Source organism: Micromonospora auratinigra, from assembly GCF_900089595.1.
Classification (GTDB): domain Bacteria; phylum Actinomycetota; class Actinomycetes; order Mycobacteriales; family Micromonosporaceae; genus Micromonospora; species Micromonospora auratinigra.
The window spans coordinates 6,245,758-6,269,460 of record NZ_LT594323.1 but is presented as its reverse complement, the minus strand read 5'-3'; the positions used below and the strand labels follow the sequence as shown (position 1 = coordinate 6,269,460).

Below are 23,703 nucleotides of genomic sequence, written 5' to 3'. Positions count from 1 at the left end.
GCCTCCTTCCCTTAGAAGTCGAAGTCCGATGCGAACGAACGCTTCAGGATGTAGATCGCCTTCGCGTAGACGCGCCACTGGTTGGTGTTGGGGATGCGCTCCTCCAGGCGGAACTCGACGGCACGGTTGTTGTAGCCGTTGGCGTCCTGACTGAGCAGCATCCGTGCGCTCTGGTACCGGTCTCGCTTGTCGGCCGAGATCTGGTCGAAGGTTAGGTGGGCGAGACTCGAGATCAGGGTCTCGCCGACGTAGAGCCCGGCCCGGAGCGTACGTGGCTGGACCTTGTCGGTGACCGGCTCGGACTGAAACAGTCGGACGACGACCTGCCCCGTCGTGATCTTGTCGGACTCAGGCCACACCTCGACGTTGACCAGTCTGGTGTCGCTCTTGCGCTTCTTGTTGATGGCCAGCACGGGGACGACGATCTCCTGGAGCGTCGCCCCACCGTGGACGAACCGTGATCCCCCGCCAGCGAGGCGGAGTCGGTGGATCGACTTGGGGATCTGCACCTCGAGGTCGCTCTGGAGCCCGAGCTGGGCGGCATCGAAGGTCGCGAAGGCGTTGTCGACCTTGAGGCCGCGCCCCAGCACGTACCGTCGGTTGACGGCTTTGATGTCGTCGCCTTGCGGCTGGGTGGACAGAAAAAACGTGCCGGCAAGAGCCTCGTCCTGGAAGAGAAAACCGTGGTCAGCCGTGATGAAGATGTTTGTGGCGTTAGCGCTGGCCAGCTTTTTCACGAGGTCGACGAGGTCACGCAGCGTGTCCTCGACGGCCTCGAACACCTGCCGTTCGGTGCCGGGCTTGTCGCCGGTGGCGTCAATTCGGTCGTGGTAGACGTACAAGACTCGGTTGGCCTTGTAAACCTCGCGCCGCTCGTCGGCGTTCAGGGCCTTGAAGTCCTCGGCCTGGATAGCTGCGCCGCCGATGCTCTCGAGGATCTTTCCGCGGAAGACGGTGCCGTTCGTCGGCTGGCCGTCAGCGAGCACGGTCTTGGCATCGGCGGAGTGCTTGAGCGTCGAGTGCGGCAGAAGCGCCGCCATCCCGAGCTGGGTGTAGCTCGGCAACACTCCGAGGACGGCGTCGAGTGTGGCGTCGAAGCGGTCCTCCTGCCGGATGCGTGAGCCGAGTTCATCGGCCACCTCGTACCGGAGCGCGTCGGAGATGATGACGACGGCCTTCTTGTCGCCGTCGCGCACGAGTGGCTCCACGTAGCCGGCGTAGAAGCCCGTCTGCGAGCGAAGTGCGGTCGAGCGCCACCTGTCGACCTGATCCACCTGCTGCTGCCAGGCATTGCCCAGTTCGTAGACGAACTTGTTGGTGTAACGCTTCTCGACCTGCTCGCGCAGTGCTTCGAGCGGCTTCGGGTACTCGGCCGTACGTGCCGCATAGACGAACTGCCGGTACAGCTGGTCGATGCGGAACCACTTCCGGCGGTAGTGCTCCAGCCCGTCGTCGAACGATTGCATCCCAAGATCCAGCGAGGAAAGCTCGCCCAGCAGTTCGGAGGCGCTGACGACCGCCGTGTAAAGCTGCCGGTAACCGTCGATCCACACGCTGCTCTGCCGCGCCCGCACGACCTCGGCGACCTCGCGCGGGGTGACGATCTGCTCGGCCACGGCACGCGACAGGTCGCTGATGATCTTCTGGTCCGTCTCCTCGAACAGGTCGACTGCCACCAGATCACGGAAGCTCGCATCCTCGATCATCGAGGCGTAATCGAGGTCACGTGCCGCGCGCTTGGCGAGCGTGGCGAGCGCCTCCTCGCTGCGCCGGTCGTTGCGCAGGCTTGCGAAGTCGAGCTGGATGTTTTGCAGGCCACCCGGCCGGTCAGACTTGAACCCGCCGATGGCCTTGCGGAAGATCCACAGCACCAGATCGTCGATGCCCGGCGAGGCCGACTCGTAGCCGTAGATACTGGCGACGCCGCGCCAGTAGAATCCGTCGAGGCCGAAATCGACGAGCGCGTCGTACTTCGCGCGGAGCCCTCGAGCGTTCTCCGTGAGCAGCGTGCGGGTGATCTCCAGCAGGCTGTGGGAGTCCTTGAGACCAAGCAGCACCGCGGTCATCTTGGCGCGCAGGTCGGTGGAATCGTCCTCCGGACTCAGCAGAACCTTGAGGCTCTGGACGCGTTTGGTCGCGTTGAAGAACTTCTCGTGTGTCTCGACGACCTCGTCGATGCCCATGCCAGTGAGGCCGAGATCCTGCGCAACGAGGGCGGTGCGATCGGCCGTGAAGACTCCGTAGGCAAGCTCGAGATCAAGCAGCCAGTTCCCGATGCCCGTCGGCACCTGACCGGAGCGGTACACGAGGAACTTGCTCGTCGGCTCGTCGTGCAGGAGCCGGTTCTTGATACCGAACTCCTCGTTGGCGACCCGGATCGTCTGGACACCCGGCAGCGCGAGACCGTCCAGGTCGACGGCGTACTGGCCGTCCGGGTCGTGCCAGAAGACGACCCGGCGGGTCTCGAACCACCGCTCCAGGTGTGGGCGGACTGTGGCAACGTCACTCATCGCTTGCCTCAAGGCCGGGGATCTTCTTCAACGCGGCGCCGAACTTCGGGTAGTTCACCTTCACACCGTCGTCCAGGTCGATCGAGAGCTGCCGAGAGGCCAGCGGGTACAGAACGTCGTGCTCGTACTCCTCGAGCTCCAGCAGCACCTTGCGGAGCCGGTCAGCCTCCTTCTGGGCGGCCGCCTGCTGACGCGGCGTCCCGCCACCAGCGGCGAGGCGCTCCTGCTGCTGGAGGCTGGAGGTCAACTTGGCCGTGAACTCGCGCAGGTACTCGTTGAGCACCGTCGAGACCGTGGAGGGCGTGTAGCGGTGCATGTAGATGAGCGCGTTGAACGAGCCCCTGGGGCTGGAGAAGAGCCAGTAGATCGGGCGTTTCTTGTACCGCTGGATGTGATCCTTATAGAAGGACTTCACGAAGTAGTCCCGCAGGTTCTTCACACCGAGCGATTCGGTGACGAACCGCAGGTTCTCCTCAAAGTGTTGCTCGCCGAAGGCAGCGCGGAGGAACTGGCGGAAGCGTTCCACGACGTCGTCCCCGAACCAGTCGCCATCGACGATCGGGATAACGTTGTCGGCGTCCGGCACGAAGGTCGGCGTCGGCACCTTCACGAGGTAGTCCTGCAACGTCGTGCCTTGGTCCGCGAGGACCAGCCCCGGCTCGTCAAGACTGTAGCGCCCGAACATACAGCCGACGGCATAGGACACAAGGTCGCCAGCTGTCGTCCTCTCATATGCGCGGCGCGCCTCGGTGGGGATGCTGAAATTCTCGAAGCGAAACCACGGGTTGTTTGTTAGTGAGACACGGTCGATCCCGACAGCAGACGAAACCTCTCCATCAAGGCCATACGCCTTCGCGACAACATGGTTGAGTTCGATCTCCTTCGCTCGAACCTCCTCAGTCAGTGCCATCCAGTCGTCGAATCCACGGGCGATAACGTCACTTAGTAACCCTCCGTCCCCACAGCCGAGCCAACTCGAACCGTCAAACTCCATCGCAGTCTCTTGGGAATTCCAGTCCCGTCGGGAGATCTCGACAAGCCTCTCGACCAACGGCTCAAGTGACTCCGCCAACGCGAGGTCGATCGGAACCTTGGCGATAGAGCCGACCTCGTAATGGATCGTTGGAGCCAGCACCTCCAACGCCTTGGATGCGACTGTCGAGTTCAGAATTCCCAGAGAGGCGATCCGAGCCCGTTCACTACCAAACAAGCTCTGCCCTACGTGCCCGAAGATCACGCCGGCGTCTACGGCTCGAAACGCTGGCGCGCCCGAGCTCACATTCGACCATGTGACCGCAGGTTGGAAGTAGTAGTCCAGATTCTGCGGGCGTGCTCGGACTCGGCCATTCTCACCCGTCGTAGTGCGGATCTCGTGTCCGTCGCGCTCCCAGTTGACGACATGCTCGATATTGCCGTACCAACGCCGGAAGGCTCCGCCCTTATTGAATGGGAACCACTTGAGGCGGGATGCCTCCGCCTCACGCCGGTTCGGAAACCCTTTGCCGAGCTTGCTGTCGCTCACCTCATACCAATACCTGAGGAACAGGCCATCGTTAGCGGTGGCAAGCCCCTGCTTCGGCGTGGCAATTTGGGACAGCGCTGGCAGGCTCTCAAACGTTGCGAGAAAGGCTTCACTCAACCAGTAGGCGATTGGAGCACCCGGCACCTCAAGGAAGTCCTCCTGGTCGGCCCGGTAGGAGCCGTAGTTCGGGTCCAAGAACAGGGCCCGAATTTTTTCAACCGATCGAACGTCAACATGCTCCTCGAAGAGTCGGCGATAAACGCCGTGATGACCGGCCACATGCGGTAAATTGCCCGCGACGAAGGCCACTGATCCGAAGTCGGAGCCGAAGACCCCACGCCCAAGGTGCAAGAGCGACTCAAAGCGCTGCGCTCGAAGCAGAGAACGCCTCAGACCTTCAAACGAGGTCAAGAACATCCAGGAAGGCAGATTGATCATTCCCCAATAACCGCCTCGCGCGGTTAACGCCGCGGCCCGTTCCATGAACGCGGTCATCAGGTCGGCCTTGCTCAGCGGATAGTTGTCAGCCAGCCACCCCGACAAGGTCTCGCCCATGTTGTTCGATCCCATGTACGGCGGGTTTGCGACCACCACGGAGTAGCCGGAACTGAGAGAAATAGCCTGCCTGACCACTCTATGCGCCCGCTCGGTTGCCTCGGCTTTGAGCATGTCGCCACCGTCGTCGAGCGTCTCCAGGTGACGCGCCAGTCGAGCCGTGACGTCGGGATCGGGCTGAATGAGTGAGCCCAAGGTGTTTGCCACGGCGAACTGGTTCCAGAAGGCGATCTCCTCGTGACGGTCCCCTCCACGAGTAACCAAGAAGTCGAGCTCATCCGGTCCGAACGAGATCGGGTCGATCACTCGGATGTTGGGCTCGATTTGTTTGTTGAAGAAGGTCCGCTGCTTTGCACGGGCCTTCATCGTGAGTGCGAACGCGGCGAGCGCTCCTGCTCGCGGGTCGATCTCAGTGCCGTACAGGTTGTTGGCGAGGATCAGCCCGGGGATGTCAGCCGGGCCGTACCCCTCCTCCTCGTAAATGGCGTAGAGGAGATCGAAGGCGTAGGTGAGCATGTGCCCCGACCCGCAGGCCGGATCGATGACCTTCAGCTCTTCGGGCTTGGTGATCTTGACGAAGTTGGTCTCCTCCTCGACCGGGGCGATGTAGTAGTCCATCTGGTTCACCAAACCGGAGGACGGCCGGTTGAGCAACCAGAGTCGGCCGAGTGAGTTCTCGACGAGATAGCGGACGATCCAATGCGGCGTGAAGAGCTGGGTGGCGGCGGGGATCTCGTCAGCGCCGGCCTTCCTATTCTTCTTGAACCCGGCGAAGACCTCGTTCTTCCGCTCCGAGATGTAGAACTGGTATAGCCAGCCGATGACCTCGACGTCCTGGCAGACGTCGGCTGTCAGGACCTTGGCAGCCCGGTTGAGTACCGAGTCGTCCGCCAGCAGGTTGGCGGGGATGAGCAGCTCGGTGAAATCACCCTTCCGCTCAAACATGAACGGCATGGCACGGTTCCAGTAGCGGCAATAGTCTGCGAGCAGCAGGGCGTAGGCTTCGCCCTGAGGGTCTTCGCTGCGACGGGTGCCGTTGAGCAGACCCGTCACCGTCTCGCGGGTCTTGGTGCCGACGACCGTAGCGTCGATGTTGCCGCGCTTGGCTCCGGCGAGGATTTCTGGCTGACCGCTTTCGACGCCGGCCTGCGGGGAGGCGACGCAGATGCCAGTATAGCCATTGGCGTCCATGAATCTCAGGGCGATGATACGGTTGAACCAGGTGTAGGCGACCCGGTCGGCGACAGCTGCCTTGCCCTTGTCGCCGCCACCGGCTGCGTTGACGGCCTTTTCCAGGGCTTCGACGACCTTAGGCTGCTCCACCCGCTCGGGCGAGGCAGGGGCCAGCACAACGGCGATACGGGCGGTCACCTCACGGATGAGCGCCGTACGCGCCCAGGCGGCGAACGACTTCAGCGGTCCGGTTTCCATCAGAGAGAGATTCGCTTTCCGTCATTCAGGGTCTGGACGAGTGCCGTGCGCAGGGCGTCGAGGTAGTGGTCGACGTCCTCCTCCGTCTCCAGCACCCCGGAAACGCCCGTGGCCGAGATCGTCTTAACCGACACGGTCTGCTTCGGCGGCGGCGTACCGCCATCAGCGTCGCCGTCTCCCTGCTGTGAGGCGGCCAGCTGGTCGAGCAGAGCCGGGTAGACGGTCTCCTCAAAGCTCGAGCCGGTCTCGCGGATGAGCGCGACTTGGTTCTGGGTACGGACACGGGAGATCGTCTGGTCGACCCGGCGCAGCACGCTCTCCTGGGCGTCCGGTATCGCCTTGGCGTAGAAGGCGCTCGCTTCGATCTCGGCCCTACGTCCCTCGATCGCCTCGATGACGTCGGTGCGGTTGCTGGCGATGATTTCGTCGATCTGGGCGCGCAGCCGGTCGGTAGCCTGCTTGAGCTGGGCCATTTTGTTGCCGCGGAAGGCGTTCGGGTCGTCCAGCGCCGTCCGAACCGTGACGTCGCTGTCGGACGGAAGGTAGCCAAGGTTGCTGCTGTGAGTGGTCAGCAGGTCGGCGGCCTCGTCGTAGATGAGCTTCTGGCCACCACTGAGGAACGCCTGGATCGGATCGATGGTGCTCTCCTTGGCGTCGAGCAGGTCGTCGCCAAGGTTGAAGTCGGCCAGGTACCAGTCGTCGGGCTTGCCGACCACCTGGTCGAGCAGCTCGATCGGCGCGGAGAGCTGGCTCACGAAAGGGTACTTGGACCCCGTCGTGGTCGCCTTGAGCTCGTCGCGCTTGCCCCTCAGCTTGTCGGCGCCGTGCCGGGCGAGCTCCAGCGGATCCTTGGGCGCGTTGGCTTCGTCGAAGAAGTCAGTGCAGAACTTGCGGAAGGCGGACACCTTGCGCTCGTCGAAGGTCTTCTGCGGCGACACCACAGCGTGGGCGTGCTTCTGGGTGTTGCGCAGCGCTGTGGCGACCTCAGACCGCTTGAGGACGTTGCCATCGACGGTCAACGTGGCCTTGGACGCGCCAATCAGGTACGCGATCAGAACCTCGATCGAGGCCAGGTCCCAGCCGTAGGGCTTGGCCGTGAAGCTGTCGACGACGGTCTTGACCGTGACCTGCTCGCCGAGCGCCTCCTTGCGAAGGACGAACGACAGCACCTCCTCCGCAGGAAGCTTTGTCAAGGTGCCGGCTTCGAACAGGCCGCTGCCGGGGTTCGCGGCCGAGGCGATCTGCTGCTCGCTGAAGGTGACGCCGCCGAGCAGCTTGAGCTGAGTGTAGGTGCGGCTGATGAGATCCTGAAAGCCATCGGTCACCCGGATGAGCGCGTCCTGGGAGCTTGAGGTGATGTCCGCGGCGTTGATAACCAGGGTGGCCTTGCCGACCGAGCCGCGCACCCGCTGAATGAGCTCCTTCTCCCGGTCGATGTTCTGCGCACCCTTGGAGCGCAGAATCTGGTCCTCGATCACGGAGATCGAGGTGCCCTGCTTGCGCTTGATGTACTTCTCGGTCTTGATCAGCAGCCGCAGGTCCGACAGCACCCGGGCGTCCGGGTCGAGGATGACGCGCAGCTCATCCTTGCCCGCGCTGTGCATTCGGATCTCTTCAGGAGAGTACGGGTACTCCGGCGAGATGAAGTGGACCGCCACCTCCCGCTGAGCGCCATGAGCCTGGTCGTCGAGCTTGAACCCGAAGGGAAAGTCCTGTCCGTTCTTGGCATAGCGGATCTTGTTGGTCTTGATGACATCGCCGGACAGGATCTTGACCAGTCGGCCGCTGACCTCGGAGGCGTCGACGTCGACGTTCTTGATCTCTTCCTCGATGACCTGCTCTTCGTTGGTCAGGTACTCGTACGCGTTGCCGTTGCGCCGGATGTAGGTCTGCGACTCCAGCAGGGTCAGCGCTTCCTTCACCTCCTCGGACAAGGCGGGAAGGTCGAGGCCGAAGCGGTCGTACACCAACACCGTGAGGTTGCGCGGGGTCGCCTGAAAGCTCTCGACGTACTTGACGAGAAAGAGCGCCTTGAGGAGCCGGACCGCCAACTGGTTGTCGAGGTTGCGCTCGGCAACGTCGATCGAACGTTGGGCGGCGGACTTCAGCGAGGCGCGGATGCCGGCGAACATGCTGTCAAAGGTCGCGAGCTGGCCGACGTCGACGTTGCCGATGTCCTTGGCGACCTGCTGGACGACGCCGAGCATGGACCGCTCACCGACCGAGCTGTTGCGCCCCTCGAAGACGTTGTGCTCTGAGATGCCCTCGATCGCGGCCTGGAACAGCGGGAACTGGTAGCTGACGAACGGGTAGGTCCCGACGAAGTGCGCCTCGTCGGTGTAGTTGCGGTAGGTCTTGGCCCCGTCGACGAAGTCAAAGAGCGTCTTGAAGTTGGCGTGCTGGTCTGAATAGATCTTGCTCAGCGCAGCCACACCCGCGTCGTTCTTCTCCAGCAGACGCTTTCGGATGACTTCCTCGACGTCGGCGCTGGTGAGCTTCAGGCGGGTCTTGAACCGGGCTTGGATCTTGGAGAAGTCGTTGCCCTGCTGCTTGGTGCGGTCGCCGATGACCTTCTCCATGTCCTCCTGAGAGGTCACGAACACCCACGAGCGGCCGGCGCACTTAGTGTTGAGCGACTCCGCGATGGTCTGCAGGTTGAGCATCAGCTTGGTGTCGGAGCCGATGAACTGGCCGACCTCGTCGACGAAAAAGTTGAGGCGGAAGTTCGGGTCGCTCTGCTTGTCGAGCCAGGCCTTGACCTCGTCGGCGAAGTCCTCGATCGAGACCGAGTACGAGGCGCTGTACTGCTTGATGATGCCGTCGGCCGTCGCACCGTTTACCGCGGCGAAGGCCCGGTCGATGCTCGGGCCTTCCAACGCGCTCTGCTCGCGGCCCTGCGTCCAGGGGATGCCTGCGATGCGCTCGAACGCCTCCTTGAACGCGTCGTACTGTCCGCGGTTGTCCAGGTCGCGCTCGAAGCGGGCGACGTGTCCCTGGTTGCCGTAGTAGCCGCGGCTCTCGTCGAAGACCTTGACGAACACCTTCAGCAGGGCGTCGGTCTGGTCCTTGCTGATCAGGGTGGCCTTCTGGTCGATATTGAACAGCAGGCTCTTGGCCGGAATGCGGTCGGCCTTGTTGAGTAAGCCGGGCAGGAAGGCATCCGGCGTCTTGGCCCGGAAGCTTTCAGAAACGTTCGGGCGCGGGTAGTCCTGGCCTTCGACGTCCCCCAGCAGGTGGGCGAGCATCTTGAGCATGTGCGACTTACCGGAGCCGAAGAAGCCGGAGATCCACACGCCGTTGGCGTTGGTGTAGGAGGTGTACTCCTCGAGGAGGATCTCCAGGCTCTTCGCAGCCTCGTTGGTTAAGACGTACTCGTCGACCTCGGTGCTCAGGTGCGCGACGTCATCAGCCTTGATGACGCCTTCGATCGGACGCTGGATGTCCTTGGCGAAGATCTCGCTGAGCTGCATCGAGCTCACGCCTCCTGTTCCAGGATGTTCTTGGCTCGGTAGTACTGGTCGTCCTTGAGCCGGCCGAACAACACGAGCGATGAGCCCAACGTGTCGGACTGCTCATAACGGCCCGGGAAGAACATGAGCATCGGCTTGCCCTTGACCACCGACTGCAGGTTGTTCAGCACGTTGTGCGAACGGATGAACGGGAAGACCTCGCCGATCCCGGTCAGGAAGAAGATGTCGAAGTCGACCTGCGCAAGCCGGTCACGGATCGCCGGGGCGATATGCAGCTGCGGATCGAGCATCCCCTGGAGCATCTCGCGAAAGTCAGCTTTGTCCTGATCCGGCTCGATGGCCAGGACCCGGCCCCAGACACCCCGCTCCTTGAGCAGCTCGACCGACAGGTCGTAGAGGTTGATCTCGAAGACGGCGACGCCAGCGTTGGACAGCCGGTTCTTGATCCGCTTCTTGGCCGTCGCTACGGCGAGCGCATCCTCGGGCGGATACGGGTAGATGAAGAACGGAACCTCGTTGCTCAGGCCCTCCATCTGCAGGAAGCGTCGGCCGCTGAGCACCGCGAACAGGTGCTCCTCCTGCTCAGGGAGAGTCTTCGGGATCACAGCGCGCCCCCCAGCCCTTCGGTCTGCTGGGTCGGGAAGAACCGCAAATCGCTCGGTGTGCGAGCCCTGAGCACGGCGGCAACCCGCTCGGACAACACGGCAGGCGTGATGAAGCGCGCCTCCGACAGCAACTCGGCCTCCTGCAGCATCTTGAACACGTTTGACCTCAGCCTCTGCAGCGTCGAGTCCTTGATCTGGGCAAGCTCCTCGTGCCACAGCGCCTTAGTCCGGACAAAGCTGTCGAAGTCCTCGTACGTGAGCGTCGAGGTCAACAGGAGGAACCGCTCGCGCACGACCTCCTCGGCGAACTCGCCGATCAGGTCGTAGCGACGGCAGGCAGCCGCCCACAGCAGGTATCCACGTTCGGTGGCCGACGCCTCGATGAGCAGCTCGATCTCGTCATCGGCGAGTACGGCAAGTCGCTGCACAACCTCGCGTGCGAAGCGCTGCCCCGACGCAACCGTGCGGGCTTGCAGGAGGTTGTCGCCCTCGATCAACGCGCGCACCTTGGACCAGTCACGTTCACGCAGATACAGCGGTGCGGCGATCACCGCCTCTCGCATGAGGAGAGCACCGCTAGTGAAGGACAGCTTGTAGCGCTTAGTAGTGGCGGCCTCACTCACGGGCACCTCCTTCCAGTTCCAGGCAAGTCGTTCAGGATATGGCAACCCACCGACACTTCCGGCGGTCGACTGGTCGCGCCAAGGGGTCAGTCCGGTCGCGTATCGGCACCCGACGAGGCGGCGCCACCGCCGCGCACCCACTCATCGACGTCGCTAGCTTGAAACTTCCAAAGCCGGCCGAGCTTGTGGGCTGGCATGCCCTTCTCGGCGATCCACGCGTAGACCGTGTCTTTCGTGACGCCAAGGTGGGCAGCGATGTCGTCGGCGGACAGCCAGGGCTCAGCCAAGGTAGACCTCCAGTCGACAGCCACCGAGAAGCGCGGCGAGGACGCCTACCCTATCCGGGGGCACGAAGGCCGGTCTACACCTGTTCTAGCGGGTTATGGCCGGATCAAGCCGGGCGGTCGGCCACTCATCCCACCCCGACCGACCTTGGCATTACCTTGGAGTGCAGCGAGGGGTACCAAGCTGAGGCGGGGCGCTTGGACGCGAGCACACGTGGCCGTGGCCGGTAGCCGGCGGCGAACAGGCGTTGCGCCCTGAGCTCGGATCGCTCCCTGCAGGCTCCCCTCGAGTGAGACCAGGCAGACGTAAGTCTATGCCGGCTGCGTTCCGGCGGATCGGCGTCGGATTACCACAGCCGCCGTGGCCTCTGCAGCGGCGTGGGACAGCTCCGGAAGAACGTCGCCGTAGAACTTGGCGGTGAAGTGTGGGCTGGAGTGGCGGAGTCTGTTGGAGATGACCTTCATCTGGACGCCGGCGGCGAGCCCCATGGTGGCGGCACCGTGCCGAAGGTCATGAAGTCGGATGGGCGGCAGCCCCGCTTGGGTGGCGAGATGGTGGAAGTGGTCGGTGACGTCGGCGGGGTGAAGCCGGCCACCGGTGGGTGTGGTGAACACGAGCCCGGTGGTGGTCCAGGCGGGACCGGCCGCGAGGCGCTCACGGTGTTGCCGGGCGCGGTGGGCGCGCAGGACGGCGACGGTTTCGGTGTCGAGGGCGACTGCGGCTTCGCTGTCGGTGGTTTTGGGGGTGTCGATGGCGGTGGCCCAGCCGTGTTGGACGAGTTGCCAGCGGACCGTGAGCGTGTGGGCGTCGAGGTCGAGGTCGTCCCAGTGGAGGCCGCAGGCTTCGCCTCGGCGGAGGCCGGTGAAGGTGATGAGGTGGTAGAGGGCGTAGAGCCGGTCGCCGGCGTCGTGGGTGTGGTCGAGGAATCTGCCGGTGTGTTCGGGGGTCCAGATCATCACCGGGCTGGGCGACTTGCCGGTGTCCCGCCAGGTGCGGATCCGTTGATCGGTCCAGATGGTGGGCTTGGGTGCTCGGGCCGTAGGTAGTTCGACCATGAGGGCGGGGTTGGTGTCGATGTAGCGGTGGCGGCGCATCGCGTCGTTGAGGGCCTTGCGCAGGGTCGCGTGGATGACGTGCAAGGTCCGGTTGCCGACGATCCGCTGATTCTTGACCTGGTCGCGCTTCGCGGGGTTGCGGCTGGCGCGCAGGGTGGCGATGGTGGTGTTGCGTTCGGCGATGGCGTCGTACATGGCGTCGATGTGACCGGGGCGGACCCGATCGATGCGCAGGTGCCCGAGGTGCGGGATCAGGTACAGGCGGATATGCCCTTCGTAGGAGCGCAGGGTTCCGGCCTTAATGTTCCGGCGCCCGGCGAGCCAGTCGGTCAGATACACCTCCATCGTCGGGAGTTCGGTGGGGGTGATGTCGAGGTGCAGCGCCCGGCGGACCTGCTCTGGGCTGGGGACGGGCGCGCCGGTTTTGACGGCGGTTTCGATGAGATCGCCGGTCTTGACGGTGGTGTGGGGGTCGGTGGGGTCGGGGACGGCGAGCGCAGCCCGGATCCGGTCCAGGACGATATCGGCGTCGGCTTGGGTGGGGTAGGGGCCGTGGCGGAGGGTGCGGCGGGTGCCGTCGGCGCGGGCGGGGATTTCGATCTGCCAGTGCCAGTGGCCGTGGGTGCGGGACCAGCCGCCGCCGGGCCGGCGTAGCTGGGGACAGGTACGTCCCAGTCGCCGACCCGTGACGCTGTCACGGCAACTACAGCGTTTGAAGGTGGATCCCTTCACTCGTCGTCTCCCGGATGCTCCAGGGGGTGCCGCCAGCGGTGTCGGGTGGAATCCGCTGGTGGCGGGGTCGTCGCATCCACGCTCACCTTCCCGCCGGCATCAAGTCGTCCGGCGCCGGTCACGGCGGGATCGGGTTGGAGAAGGTGGAGGAGGGCGGCGACGGGGACGATGATGCGGCCTCCGGCCCGGATCAGCGGTAGCGGGAACTGGCCGGTGGCGGCGAGCCGGTACGCCTGGGATCGGCTGATCCCGAGCACCGACGCGGTGGTGGCGAGGGTGGTGGTGACACCGAGCGCGCGAATACGCTCAACGGTCCACACGTCCTCGACGGCGGGCGTGTCCGCGGTGTCGGTTGTGGTGTGGGTGGTCTGGTCAACGGGGTTCGAGTGGCTGTTCATGATCAAGCTTCTCCTGGTCGGGTGAGGGGTGGTCGTGCGGTACGAGCGGGGCGATCCCGCCAGCGGTGGCCGGCGTGGGGTTGCTGGCCGTGCCGCCGCCGCGCCCGTCCGGTGGCAGAGGCGAGGGCGGCGGGTCGGTCGGCGTGACCGGGTCGGCGAGCAGCCCGGGTGGTACCGGCGGCTCGGTCTTGAGGGTTTTAAGGAGTTCGGACAGGCGGGTGTTAGACACGGTGTTGCCGGATGCGCGGAGGGCTTCGGCGAGCGCCGCGCGGGTCAGTGGTTGTCCGTCCGCGGCGAGCCGGTTCCGAACGTGCCGCGCCGCCGGCAGCAGCTCGGCCGCATCGCCGGACGGCTGCGCGGACCGTCCCCGGTCCGCCCGTGTGCCCTGGTTCCGTCCGCGGCTCCGGCGTCGAGCGTCCTGGACGGTCCGGGAGGTGGACCGCTCCTCCCCTACCGTCGCGGCGGACCGGATTGCCCCGTCCGGTCCGCTGTCCGGGCCGCTCCGCGGGATGCGGATCGGCGGTTCGGGCGCGGCGGACGCGGCTTTGGTTTGTGTTGGGGCCGCGGTGCTGGTCCGGCCGAGGGCGACCTTGACCATGACGAGGAACCCGAGCGCGGGTACGGCGGCGGCGACCCAGCCGATGACCGAGGGTTCGGCCTCGACGACCTGCGCCGTCAGGGACAGCGTGACGGCGCAGGACGCGGCGGAGGTTGCGCTCCCGGGCGGCCGAGTGCAGCCAGAACAGCACCGGCCACGCCCGCCGGACCGTCCCAAACAACTCCCGGTAGCCCGCCAGCTTGCCGGCCAGGATCGACAGCTGTTCGCCGCCGGTGTCGTACTCCAGGAAGAACGGCACCTCCACACCGTCCTCCACCCAGCGGCCGTAGCCGTCCGGGCGGACCCGCGGCTGGTACGCCCGCAACAGCGCCGGATCCTGCGGCAGTAGGAACGTTCCAGCGCGCTGACATGCCGCCTCAGGCAGCCACTCGGTCAGCGCGGCGCCGGGGTGGGTGCGGGCGTGCCCGGCCAGGTCGGTGAAGAAGCCGTTCACCCCCAGGCGGTGGGCGAGGGTACGGGTCGAGGTCCACCGCCGCCGCTCCACCCGGGCGTGATCCCGCCGCGGCGGACGTTCGTCCCGGGCTGCGGCGACGACCTCGGCGCCGAGCTGGTCGATGACGTAGTGATACGGGTACGAGCCGCCGTCGGCCCGCTGCGGCCGGAACCGAGCGACGAGGCGCAGCCGGTACAGGGTCCGCAGCCGCCGCTGACAGAAGTCGAGGGACGGGAACAGGGCGGTCGCGATCTGGAACGACGTCAACACGCCGTGGTCGTACAACCAGCCCAGCAGCAGACGGTCACGGCCGGTCAGCTGGGACTGGACCCGAAGGACCGGATCATCCACCGGTCACCACCTCCTTCCTGATGCGGATGCCGGTCCCTTGGGGAGAGACCCGAGACCGGGAGGGTCTGTCGCAGGACAAGCCGACGACACTGACAGCCAGCCTGACCTGCGGTGTGAGAGGAGACGGGGGGTCGGTTCGGAGGTCCGGCTGAAGGCTGACGTCAACGCTGACGCCAAGCCCGACCCCCGAACGGGGATCAAGCCGGAACTCATCGCTGCCAATGCCTACGGCAGTAGGTGAAGGTTTCGACGAAAGCACGAAAACTCCTTAGTTGAGGTGTGGATGTGGTGCTGATGGCTTGGATGGGCACCCCAGCGCGCCGAAGCGGAAGGGCCGGTGAGAGGCCGGCGCCGCCCCTGCCGCAGTCGGGGTCAGCGGCACATGACTGCCCGCCGCCGGGAACAGCAGCGAAACGAATGGCATTGGGCAAGCGCGCGGAGATAGCCGTTGGCGGGGCGAGGGCTAGCCTCTCGGTCATGTCCGCCCCTGCACCGCGTCCGTTGCTGTTCCTCGACGTGGACGGCACCCTCATCCCGCTCGGAACACCCACGGCGGCTCAGCCGGGCGTGCCGCATGGCAACACCCAGGCACCGGCCCTACCAGCTGACGCCCATCCCCTGCTGCATAAGGTCGATCCGGAACACGGCCGCCGGCTGGAGGCCCTGCCATGTGATCTCGTGTGGGCGACAACCTGGATGAACGACGCGAACGACGTGCTCGCACCCCGGCTCGGGCTACCGACCCTGCCCGTCGTCGACTGGCCCGTCTCCGACGAGGTCGGCATCCTGCACTGGAAGACCCGTGGGCTGGTCGAATGGGCGCAGGGACGCCCCTTCGTCTGGGTCGACGACGAGATCTCCCACGCCGATCAACAATGGGTGTCGACTCATCACCACGCCCCGGCCCTGCTGCATCAGGTCGATCCCCGTCGCGGGTTGACCCAACACGACTTCACGGTCATCGAGAGCTGGCTCCGGCGGGCGCGGTAGGGCGAGCTCCACGCCGTCGCAGTCGCCGTGCTTGACGAGTTGTCTGACCACCCGGGACCGACGTTGGCGAACGGTGCGCCGAAACGGCGACACCGGTAGCCGGCTTAGCTGCTCTACGGGGACGAAATGTTCGGAAGCAGGTCGTCGTCGCGTCCGGCCTGGGGTAGCCCAGCGGCAGCGGCGATGGCCCTGACGGCCTCGTTCAGTCCGGTGGTCTCGGGTAGGACGAGTTCGTCGGGCCAGCCCAGGACGTCATGGGCGGCGTACCAGCCGCTCATGTTCTCGGCGGTGAACTCGCTGGCCTGCGGGCGGGTGAGGTGCCGGCGCAGGGTCTCGGCCAGGGACACGTCGAGGTAGCAGAACAGCGACCGGCCGCGGTGGCCGTTCCGCAGGGCGGTCAGCGTGCTGCGGTAGCGGCTGCTGTGCAGGATGCCCTCCAGCACCACGTGATAGCCGTGGTCCAGCGCGAACCGAACGGTCTGCGCGATCAACGCCAGTGCGGCACCGCCGGGCAGGTCCCGCTCGCGCAGTAGGATGCGGCGTAGGTAGTCCTGCTCGACCAGGGCGCAGCCCCGGCCGTGCCGGCGCCGCAGCTCCCGGGCGATGCTGCTTTTGCCCGAGCCGGAGTTGCCCCGGATGCAGACGAGGATCGTGTCCGGGCTGCCGGGGGGTTAGCGACCACGATGCCTCCTCTGCTTCAGTCGTTGCGGACGGTGAGGTTGAGGGCGGCGACGGTCAGCTGGGTGAGGTCGGGAAGTTGGTCCTCGCCGAGGGTGACGCCGCGCAGGTTGTCCAGCGGCGTCTTGAGACCGTGGAGCCGGCTGCCCCGCAGGTCGGCGCCGTCGAGGTGGCAGGAGTCCAGTTCCAGGCCGGCGAGCTCACACGACCGCAGCGCGACGCGAGGTAGTCGGCAGGACGACCACGCGCCGTTGGTGAGAGTGCACTCGGTGAACGCGACTGAGCCGGCAGCGGTGACACGGTGGAAGGTGGCGTAGTCGAAGCGGCAACCGTCGAACAGGACGTCCTTGAGGCGTACGTCGGTGAGTCTGGTGCCGGTGAACCGGGAGCCGGTGATCGCGCACCGTTCGATGGTGATGCCGGTCAGGGTCGCGCCGGAGAAGTCGGTGCGGGTGATCTCGCAGCCGTAGAGGCTGCCGGCTTCCCACGCGCTCTCGCTCAGGTCCACACCGGTGATCAGGCTGCTGCGGATGCTGGCCTCTTCAAGGTGCACGCCGCGCCACGCTGCGCCCTCAACCAGGACATCGGTGAGGCTGTCGGCCAAGTCCGTCGCGGTGTCGAGGTCGTCCGGTTCGAGGTCCGGCAACAGGACCTTCACGTCGCCGATCGTGCTGGTGCGCATGTCTCCTCAACCTGTGCGGGCGCGGGGTGGGCACGCCACCCCGCGCGTCCCCGTGGTGGGGGCGGCTACTTCTTCTTGTTCCAGTTGTCCCAGCCGGGTCGACTGTCGAACTTACCCTTGTTGTCCCATGTGGGGCGGTTGTCGAACTTCGCCGCGTCGATCGACGCTACCGACCGCTGCGGGTCGACGCCGAGGCGGGCGAGTTGCTCGGGTGCGGCGTTGACGAGGACCGCGAGTGCGTTGGTCATGGTGCTCCTCCGTAAGGGGTGAGGTGGTCCGCCGCAGAGCGGACGAGGGCCTGTCGGGTGGTCCGGCAGTAGGTCGTTTCTCGGGCGGTGAACGTGGCGTGCTCGAAGTAGCGGTTGCCGGCCTGGGCGCCCCGGCAGAAGTCGTAGAAGGCGCAGTGGTCGGCGCAGTCGTTGAGGGCCGTGACGAATTCGGCGACGTAGTCCAGGTCGCCGGCGCGGGCGAGCATGGCGGTGATGGGCTGATGGAGGACGTTGCCGGCGATGAAGTCGCCGTATCGCGGCTCGGTGATGCCGAGCAGCTCCGGTGACAGCAGGACCACTTGCCCGTCCCAGGAGACGGTCGGGATCGGCTCGTACGGCGCGTGGTCGACGTGTCCGGCTCGGGTGGCGGCGAGATAGTCGGCCAGCCGGTCCACGTCGCGGATCCGCAGCGGGTTGCCGCCGACGCGACGTTTGATGAGGTGCTGCCAGAACCGGTACGCCGCATCCTCCGACACCGGTGCCCGGTCGGCGCCCTCCTGCTCTTCGATGTTGAAGCCCACCGACTGACAGCCGGGCAGGCCGGTGAAGAAGTCGCCGAGGGCTCCCGCATGGTCGATGGTTTCCGGGGTGACCACACAGATCACCGAGTACGGCACCCCTGCGTCGGCCAGGGTCTGCATGCCTCGCAGGGTTCGGGCGTCCGTCGGGTTGCCGGCCCGGTCGAGGCGGTTCCGGTTCAACGCGCCCGGTCCGTCGATGCTGACCCCGACCTCGAACCCGTAAGCGGTGAACAGCTCGCACCACTGGCGGTTAATCAGCGTCGCGTTCGTCTGAATCTCGTGACGCACCATCCCCGCGCATCGCAGCTCCTCGAACGGGGTCAGTAGATCCCGGAACAGCCCGATGGGTGTGGCGGTGGGTTCGCCCCCGTGCCACACGACACTCACGGGGTGACCGCTGCGCTGCTGGGCGATCGATTCGGCGCAGGCCTGCGCGACCGCGCCGCTCATCAGGCGCCGGGATTTCCGGTCGGGCAGGTAGCAGTAGGTGCAGTCGAGGTTGCAGAAGCTCGTCGGCTGCACGACCAGGGTGTGGAAGCTGCCGGCGATCGCCGGTTGACCGGTTGCATTGATGAGACCGATGCCGTTCACGAGGTGGCCTCCTCGATGCTGGCAGCCGTGGTGGTACTGACGCGGTAGGCGTGGGTGTGGCGGGCAGGCCAGCCAAGGAACCGGTCGAACATGTCGGCTGCGCTGCCCGTCACGCTCGGGTTCAGCCGGTGCAGGTCGTCGATCGCGTCGTGCAGGCAGCCGGCCAGATAGAGGAACAGGCTTACCGGTACTTCTCGGTACTCGGCCAGGAGCGCGAGCTTCGCCGTGCCACAAGGCCACGGCTGACCGCACCGGCGGCACAGCCACAGCGGGCGCATCGGCAGATGTTCCACCTCGGCTGGCGCGAGCCGGTTCGCCGCGAGACGGCGCTGCGGCCCCGTCACCGCCGATCACCCTCGCGGGCTTGCTGCTCGAACAGCCGACGCCACACGAAGGTGAGCAGCGGCGGGTCAGCGGTCCACACCTGCCCCGGCGACGCCGTCCCCCTCGGCTCGGGGCGCCGGGACTGGCCGGCCATGGCGTTACGCGAGACGTACACCGTCATGCCGCCACCCCCGCCAGGGACGATGAGCGGCGGGCTCGCCGGGGGAAGGGCGAGCCCGCCGCCGCACCGCGGCGGCTGGGAGCAGACCGCCGATCACCCACCCGCGCAGCCCTCATGGCGGTATGCAGGCGGGGAAAGCGCCGAGACAGTTCGCTCCCGGAAGGGCCGAGCCAGCGGCCCAAGCCGTGGTGTGGTGCGCCGCTCATCGATCCCTCCATCTGCAGCTCCCTGTCAGTCATCCCTGACACCGGCATCGACACACGCCGGTGATCCGGGGTGAACTGAACGTAGGGGCGGTCCGTCCGGAGGACCGGGAAAATCCGTACCGGGTCCGGCGGCCTTCAGCGGGCAGGGTGATGGTGTGCGAGGAATGACGGACGACATGACGATCGGCCAGCGCGTCGCCTTCTACCGGCGTCGGCGAGGGCTCTCCCAGGAGGTGCTGGCCGGTCTGGTCGGCAAGACGCAGGAGTGGTTACGCAAGGTCGAGACGAACCGGGCCGACCTGGACCGGCTCTCGGTCATCCGCGCGATCGCCAAGGCCCTCGACGTGTCCCTCGGCGACCTGATCGGTGCACCGAGCCTGTTCGAATGGTCGGACGACTCAGGGCGCGAGACCATCCCCGCCTTGCGGGCCGCGCTTCACGACTATCGTCACCTCGCGCCGACGCTTGCCAGCTCCGGGGATGTCGAGGCACCTGCCCTGCGCGAGATCGAGAACGACGTCGCCGAGATCTGGACCGCCTACCAGCACTCCCGGTACGGCACCCTCGCCCGCCGGCTGCCCTACCTCATCCACGACTGCCTCACCGCCACCGAGGCGTACGACGGCGACGACGGCCAGCGCGCGCATGCGATGACTGCCTACGCCCACCAACTCGCCGCGTTGTTCCTCACCAAGCTCGGCGAAGGTGACCTCGCATGGACCGCCGCCAGCCGAGGCCTGGCCGCCGCCAACGCCAGCCACGATCACGTCGTCATCGGCTCACTCAGCCGCTCCGCCGCACACTCGCTGGCATCCATCGGTGAATACGCCCAAGCCCGGGGCCTCGCCGCCACCGCGGCGCAGTTCCTGGAACCACGCCTCGTTAAGCCGACTCCGCAGCTGCTGTCGGTCTACGGGAGCCTGCACCTCGTCTGCGCGCTGGCCGCCGCCCGAGACGACGACCGCACCTCGGCCGACACCCACATAGCCGAGGCCGATGCCGCCGCGCAGCGGCTCGGTGCCGACGGCAACCACGTATGGACCGCATTCGGGCCAACCAACGTGTCGATCCACAAGACGACCGTGGCGATGGAACTCGGCGACGTGCAACGCGCTATCGCCATCGGCGCCCCACTCGACACCAGCACCGTGCCCGTCGAGCGGCAGGTTCGCCACGCCATCGAAACCGCCCGAGCCCTCGCCCGGTGGAACCGCATCGACGACGCGCTCGCCGCGCTTCTGGACGCCGAGGTCATCGGCCCCGACCAGGTGCGCTACCACCGGCTCTCCCGCGACCTCGTCCGGGACATCCTCACCCGCCCCCGGCCACCTCGACTGGCCGTCGAACTCAGCGACCGGATGGGCGTCCGGACGGGAGGGCCGCGCTGGTAGCTGGACTCAGATCAGCCGGCTCGTGTAGCCAGCCGCCACCAGGCGCTCGAAGGCCGCCCGTACCTCGTCCGGCATCTCCTGCGGAATCGCGAACCCGCGCTCGGCGTATACCTCGATCCGCTGCGTGTCGCCGACCAGCATGTCCACCACCCGCCGCGGGTCGCCGATGCTGCGCACGTAGTCGTCCAGTTCGAGCGGGTTCGACGCGCACACCACATCGACCTCCGGCCATATCAGCCTGCACGTGGCGTAAGCCCGGCGCTGCTGATAGGGCCGCGACATGATCAGCACCGACTTCACCGGGATCCGGTGTTCGGCCAGGAGCTGACGCGAGTACTCCAGGTTCTGGGCGGTGTTCGTGGCACGTGGCTCCACGAGGATCGCTTCTGCGGGTACGCCCTGCTCGATGGCGTACCCGCGGTAGTGCACTGCCTCGCCTCGGGGGAATCGCTCGATTGTTGTCGGCGCGTTCGCACCGGTGAACACGATCCAGGGGAACAGCCCTGCTTGAAACAGCCGCGTTGCGATCACCGCAACGCCGAGGTCATGGCTGCCCAACCCGATGCCCACGTCGCACCGGTGCAGCTCGTGGTGCATGTCGTGGTATCGCCACAGCGTCTCCACGTCAGCCCGGACCTCGTCCGGGAGCACGTAAGTCGGCACCGCGGCCTGCCGATCCATCAGCGCCCGCCAGGTAGGGCAACCGCTGGAGTTTGATGCACGCCCCGTTCCCTCATGGCGTCAGCGTAGGGCAGGCCAGGCCGATCCAGACCAGCTACACCCTCCTCAGCCCAGCGGGGGGCATTCAGGCAGGGCTGAAATCATCAGCGTGATCGGCAGCCGCTCCCTCCGTCGCCGCGACGGTTACGGCACGGGTCTTGGCTTGGGAACTGTGCGGGTGGCAGACCTTGCAGACGAGCGCCACGCGGGGAATTCAAGACGTGCCAGAAATCCCCGTAGCAGTCCGCCTTGATCAGCTGAACCGCCCGCCACGCGGATGATGGCAGAGTTCGCACGTCTCGCACACACCAGCCTAAGGCTGCCGCTGAACGACTCCTGCGGCGAACCATGTCACCAGCGTCGTGGCGAGATGCACTGCAGCGCGTGCCTGGGCCGCCGTCTCCAACACCGTCGGACGCTGCCCTCCATGCCGGGAGGTCTGCCCCTTCCAGAGCACGTCCATCATTGCAACAACTGCTTCGATGCCAGCGGCGGTTCCAGGCTGCCCTATGTCCGCCGTGAACCGATGGGGCACGCTCCGGAGTTCACCGAGCATGGTGCCAAGGGTCGCCTTCGCGTTGTTGGGCTGCACGATTGAATGCGCTGCGGCCTCGACGGCTTTGATCGCGTCGCTGTAGGCCCGCGGGGCGTCCGAGTGTAGGCCACTAATCGCGGTCCAAGCTGATCGTAGGAAGTCCACAGCCGAGCCAGACGCGGGCATCTGTTCAAGCGCACTACTCGCATCTCTGAGTGCTAGTTCACTTGCCGGATCTGTGCGGCGCACCAGACGACATCCGTCCTCCGAGATCACGTAGACCAGCCGGGCGTCGTCGAGGTGCTGCTGGAGGATTTTCCGGTGATCGGGTTTCATCGCTGCCATCGCCGCAAAGAAGCGCGACATCGGGTCAGTGGCTTTCCGCTCGGGCGAGCGGGCAGGAAGCAAACCCAGGAATGCATCGACCAAGTCGAGTAGAGCGCGGTCCGGCACGACGTGGGCCAAGGCGTGGGACACCCGCACGCGGCGGTCGCGCCAGGAAGGGGGGTCGCTCTCGTCGTACGGCTCAGGCTCCCAGTCCTGACGCAGCCCGAGTAGCACAGGTACGCGCTCAAGGTCCGATCTATCTACGTCCTGACCGGCACGGAAGATCCACTCTCTTAGCTCAGCGGCCAGGGCTGGGGAAACCCTCTCATTCCACTGCTGGTTTCCGCTTTGACGAGCGGACAGCGGCTGCCAGAGGCCAGACATGGACACGGGAAGACGATAGCGCTCCCGATCTATGCGACGCGACCGACATGCCGCGGTCTAGGTGCCACCGCCAGCCTGGTCGCTGACGCTGGCCCGAACTTGATCGGGTGCACCCACATCGACAGAAGCGGACGCGCGTTACCATCAACGCCGGCCCCTTGGTAACGGAACGTCACGACGGCCCGCCGCCTGATCCGGGAACATGCACGGCTGCATTGCCCGGTTCTAGATCATTGACGGTGCCAATCCCACGGTGCCGGCACACTGCAGCTTCCTCACGGCGTCCCATCTACTTCAAGTCATCCGGAGTACCGCCTACGGGCCGTGGTCGACCAACTGGCGGGCATTCGGCCGGAAGTGTGAGGTCGAGCAACCGGTGCCGCGTGGCGCCCGTACTCGGGACCTGCCACACCTGCTCGTGCGGCCAGTTCTGGTGCAACAAGTCGACCGTGGTGACCGCGATCGGCGCCCGCAACGGCCGGCCCACCAGATCAGCCAACAGGTTCGCCTCCCGGGCCGCGTCGCGGGCGATGACCAGCACCGCACCGACCGGTACCAACGGATCTGTACGCCGGTAACCGGCCAGGATGCTGCCAAGGCCGGCAGTGCACTGCTCACGTTCGGCGATGGCATCGCCCACCGGGCCGGGATCGACGTGCACCAGGAACCGCAGGCACTGGCCGTCCTCCAACCACACTCCGTACCCGTCAGCCCGTAGATGCGCCAGGCCCCGCTCCCGCAGCCACACCGACGTGTCTAATGTCGTCAACCACTGGAACAACCCACACCGGCCCGGATCTTGCCGCGATGCCTCCAGCAGCGGCAGGAACAGCAGGTAGTGCGCCGCACCCCAGTCCCGCTGACCCAGGCGCAACGGCACCGGCCGCCCCGACAAGACGAGATCACGATCCAGCAGCTCGGTCCCCTCCTCGGTGATCCTGTACCACCAGGCATGCGCCCGGTCCTCCGCTGACCGCTCCCGGCCCACCAGGCCCATGGTGTGCAACCCGGTGAGGTCCCGATGTGCGGTCAACCGCAGCACCCCCGCCACCACCGCGATATCGCTCGTGGTGGCCCAGCCGTGCAATGCCAGGAACGACAGGATCCGCCACCGCCGAGGCGACAGCTCACGACCATCGGCCACCCATCGATGATCCCCCACCCCGGCGACTCCGCACCATCCTGGCGATCCGGCACCGCAATGACGCCCCAGGGAACTCCCGCACCCTCAAAACGGGGTTTGTGAGACGTTTTCCATGATCACTGTTCACCAAATCAGCCGAAGAGCTGATGACGGAAGCCGCGGACCCGACAT

The 23,703-nt window shown here is 66.0% G+C and carries 18 protein-coding genes and 2 pseudogenes; 2 read left to right on the top strand and 18 right to left on the bottom strand.

The features are described from left to right. Positions 1-11 precede the first annotated feature (11 nt). From pglZ to GA0070611_RS28670, 9 genes and pseudogenes are all read right to left on the bottom strand, one after another. Positions 12-2,510, bottom strand: a complete 2,499-nt coding sequence (gene pglZ / locus GA0070611_RS28710; RefSeq protein WP_091671366.1) for a BREX-1 system phosphatase PglZ type A — start codon at positions 2,508-2,510, stop codon at positions 12-14. Next, a complete protein-coding gene (gene pglX / locus GA0070611_RS28705; protein WP_091671364.1) occupies positions 2,503-6,018 on the bottom strand; it encodes a BREX-1 system adenine-specific DNA-methyltransferase PglX in 3,516 nt (1,171 codons plus the stop codon). The genes pglZ and pglX overlap by 8 nt, the downstream gene beginning before the upstream one ends. After that, complete coding sequence (gene brxC / locus GA0070611_RS28700; RefSeq protein WP_091673594.1) at positions 6,018-9,488, bottom strand: BREX system P-loop protein BrxC; 3,471 nt, start codon at positions 9,486-9,488, stop codon at positions 6,018-6,020. Before brxC ends, pglX begins: the two co-directional genes overlap by 1 nt. 5 nt (positions 9,489-9,493) lie before the next feature. Then, positions 9,494-10,093, bottom strand: coding sequence for a DUF1788 domain-containing protein (locus GA0070611_RS28695; RefSeq protein WP_231921256.1), 600 nt, complete (start codon positions 10,091-10,093; stop codon positions 9,494-9,496). Next, positions 10,090-10,716 carry a DUF1819 family protein gene (locus tag GA0070611_RS28690; RefSeq protein ID WP_231921255.1) on the bottom strand — a complete coding sequence of 209 codons (627 nt, stop codon included), beginning with the start codon at positions 10,714-10,716 and terminating at the stop codon, positions 10,090-10,092. Before GA0070611_RS28690 ends, GA0070611_RS28695 begins: the two co-directional genes overlap by 4 nt. A gap of 86 nt (positions 10,717-10,802) precedes the next feature. Then, a complete protein-coding gene (locus tag GA0070611_RS28685; protein WP_091341912.1) occupies positions 10,803-11,003 on the bottom strand; it encodes a helix-turn-helix domain-containing protein in 201 nt (66 codons plus the stop codon). Positions 11,004-11,312: 309 nt separating this feature from the next. Continuing rightward, entirely contained in the window at positions 11,313-12,788 is a 1,476-nt protein-coding gene (locus tag GA0070611_RS28680; RefSeq protein ID WP_091671361.1) for a tyrosine-type recombinase/integrase, read from the bottom strand. Continuing rightward, positions 12,785-13,186, bottom strand: a complete 402-nt coding sequence (locus GA0070611_RS28675; protein ID WP_091671359.1) for a helix-turn-helix transcriptional regulator — start codon at positions 13,184-13,186, stop codon at positions 12,785-12,787. The genes GA0070611_RS28680 and GA0070611_RS28675 overlap by 4 nt, the downstream gene beginning before the upstream one ends. 664 nt (positions 13,187-13,850) lie before the next feature. Next, positions 13,851-14,589 (bottom strand): annotated as a pseudogene (locus GA0070611_RS28670) (replication-relaxation family protein); the annotation flags it as partial. Between the two features lie 477 nt (positions 14,590-15,066). Here GA0070611_RS28670 and GA0070611_RS28665 point away from each other — a divergent pair. Further along, positions 15,067-15,579, top strand: a complete 513-nt coding sequence (locus tag GA0070611_RS28665; RefSeq protein WP_091673588.1) for an HAD domain-containing protein — start codon at positions 15,067-15,069, stop codon at positions 15,577-15,579. A gap of 113 nt (positions 15,580-15,692) precedes the next feature. Here the strand turns inward: GA0070611_RS28665 and GA0070611_RS28660 are convergent. From GA0070611_RS28660 to amcA (GA0070611_RS31425), 6 genes and pseudogenes are all read right to left on the bottom strand, one after another. After that, positions 15,693-16,244, bottom strand: a pseudogene (locus tag GA0070611_RS28660) (kinase); the annotation flags it as partial. Positions 16,245-16,276: 32 nt separating this feature from the next. Beyond that, positions 16,277-16,939 carry a pentapeptide repeat-containing protein gene (locus GA0070611_RS28655; RefSeq protein WP_091671354.1) on the bottom strand — a complete coding sequence of 221 codons (663 nt, stop codon included), beginning with the start codon at positions 16,937-16,939 and terminating at the stop codon, positions 16,277-16,279. Between the two features lie 65 nt (positions 16,940-17,004). After that, the gene (gene amcA, locus GA0070611_RS28650) at positions 17,005-17,187 is read right to left on the bottom strand and encodes a multiple cyclophane-containing RiPP AmcA (RefSeq protein WP_013732934.1); all 183 of its coding nucleotides are present in this window, start codon (positions 17,185-17,187) and stop codon (positions 17,005-17,007) included. Then, complete coding sequence (gene amcB / locus GA0070611_RS28645) at positions 17,184-18,320, bottom strand: cyclophane-forming radical SAM peptide maturase AmcB (RefSeq protein ID WP_091671352.1); 1,137 nt, start codon at positions 18,318-18,320, stop codon at positions 17,184-17,186. Before amcB ends, amcA (GA0070611_RS28650) begins: the two co-directional genes overlap by 4 nt. Then, positions 18,317-18,664: a hypothetical protein gene (locus GA0070611_RS28640; RefSeq protein WP_091671350.1), complete on the bottom strand. Its 348-nt coding sequence runs from the start codon at positions 18,662-18,664 to the stop codon at positions 18,317-18,319. The genes amcB and GA0070611_RS28640 overlap by 4 nt, the downstream gene beginning before the upstream one ends. Further along, positions 18,661-18,825, bottom strand: a complete 165-nt coding sequence (gene amcA, locus GA0070611_RS31425) for a multiple cyclophane-containing RiPP AmcA (RefSeq protein WP_167604477.1) — start codon at positions 18,823-18,825, stop codon at positions 18,661-18,663. The genes GA0070611_RS28640 and amcA (GA0070611_RS31425) overlap by 4 nt, the downstream gene beginning before the upstream one ends. A 370-nt stretch (positions 18,826-19,195) precedes the next feature. On the opposite strand from amcA (GA0070611_RS31425), the gene GA0070611_RS28635 reads away from it, so the two are divergent. Continuing rightward, the gene (locus tag GA0070611_RS28635; protein WP_197675816.1) at positions 19,196-20,422 is read left to right on the top strand and encodes a helix-turn-helix domain-containing protein; all 1,227 of its coding nucleotides are present in this window, start codon (positions 19,196-19,198) and stop codon (positions 20,420-20,422) included. Between the two features lie 6 nt (positions 20,423-20,428). On the opposite strand, the gene GA0070611_RS28630 is transcribed toward GA0070611_RS28635, so the two are convergent. The 3 genes from GA0070611_RS28630 to GA0070611_RS31220 all read right to left on the bottom strand — a co-directional run bounded on the left by GA0070611_RS28630 (position 20,429) and on the right by GA0070611_RS31220 (position 23,532). Then, complete coding sequence (locus GA0070611_RS28630) at positions 20,429-21,103, bottom strand: YdcF family protein (RefSeq protein WP_091671347.1); 675 nt, start codon at positions 21,101-21,103, stop codon at positions 20,429-20,431. Positions 21,104-21,455: 352 nt separating this feature from the next. Then, on the bottom strand, positions 21,456-22,394 hold the full coding sequence (locus GA0070611_RS31600; protein ID WP_197675815.1) for a hypothetical protein: 939 nt from the start codon (positions 22,392-22,394) through the stop codon (positions 21,456-21,458). Positions 22,395-22,677: 283 nt separating this feature from the next. Next, the gene (locus GA0070611_RS31220; protein ID WP_231921254.1) at positions 22,678-23,532 is read right to left on the bottom strand and encodes a helix-turn-helix domain-containing protein; all 855 of its coding nucleotides are present in this window, start codon (positions 23,530-23,532) and stop codon (positions 22,678-22,680) included. Positions 23,533-23,703 lie beyond the last annotated feature (171 nt).

Excerpts from the sequence above, each read along its gene's own strand:
- pglX (WP_091671364.1), bottom strand. The coding sequence starts at position 6,018 with ATGGAAACCGGACCGCTGAAGTCGTTCGCCGCCTGGGCGCGTACGGCG.
- pglZ (WP_091671366.1), bottom strand. The coding sequence starts at position 2,510 with ATGAGTGACGTTGCCACAGTCCGCCCACACCTGGAGCGGTGGTTCGAG.
- GA0070611_RS28635 (WP_197675816.1), top strand. The coding sequence starts at position 19,196 with ATGACGGACGACATGACGATCGGCCAGCGCGTCGCCTTCTACCGGCGT.
- GA0070611_RS28675 (WP_091671359.1), bottom strand. The coding sequence starts at position 13,186 with ATGAACAGCCACTCGAACCCCGTTGACCAGACCACCCACACCACAACC.
- GA0070611_RS28665 (WP_091673588.1), top strand. The coding sequence starts at position 15,067 with ATGTCCGCCCCTGCACCGCGTCCGTTGCTGTTCCTCGACGTGGACGGC.
- brxC (WP_091673594.1), bottom strand. The coding sequence starts at position 9,488 with ATGCAGCTCAGCGAGATCTTCGCCAAGGACATCCAGCGTCCGATCGAA.
- GA0070611_RS28630 (WP_091671347.1), bottom strand. The coding sequence starts at position 21,103 with ATGGATCGGCAGGCCGCGGTGCCGACTTACGTGCTCCCGGACGAGGTC.
- amcA (WP_167604477.1), bottom strand. The coding sequence starts at position 18,825 with ATGACGGTGTACGTCTCGCGTAACGCCATGGCCGGCCAGTCCCGGCGC.
- GA0070611_RS28655 (WP_091671354.1), bottom strand. The coding sequence starts at position 16,939 with ATGCGCACCAGCACGATCGGCGACGTGAAGGTCCTGTTGCCGGACCTC.
- amcA (WP_013732934.1), bottom strand. The coding sequence starts at position 17,187 with ATGACCAACGCACTCGCGGTCCTCGTCAACGCCGCACCCGAGCAACTC.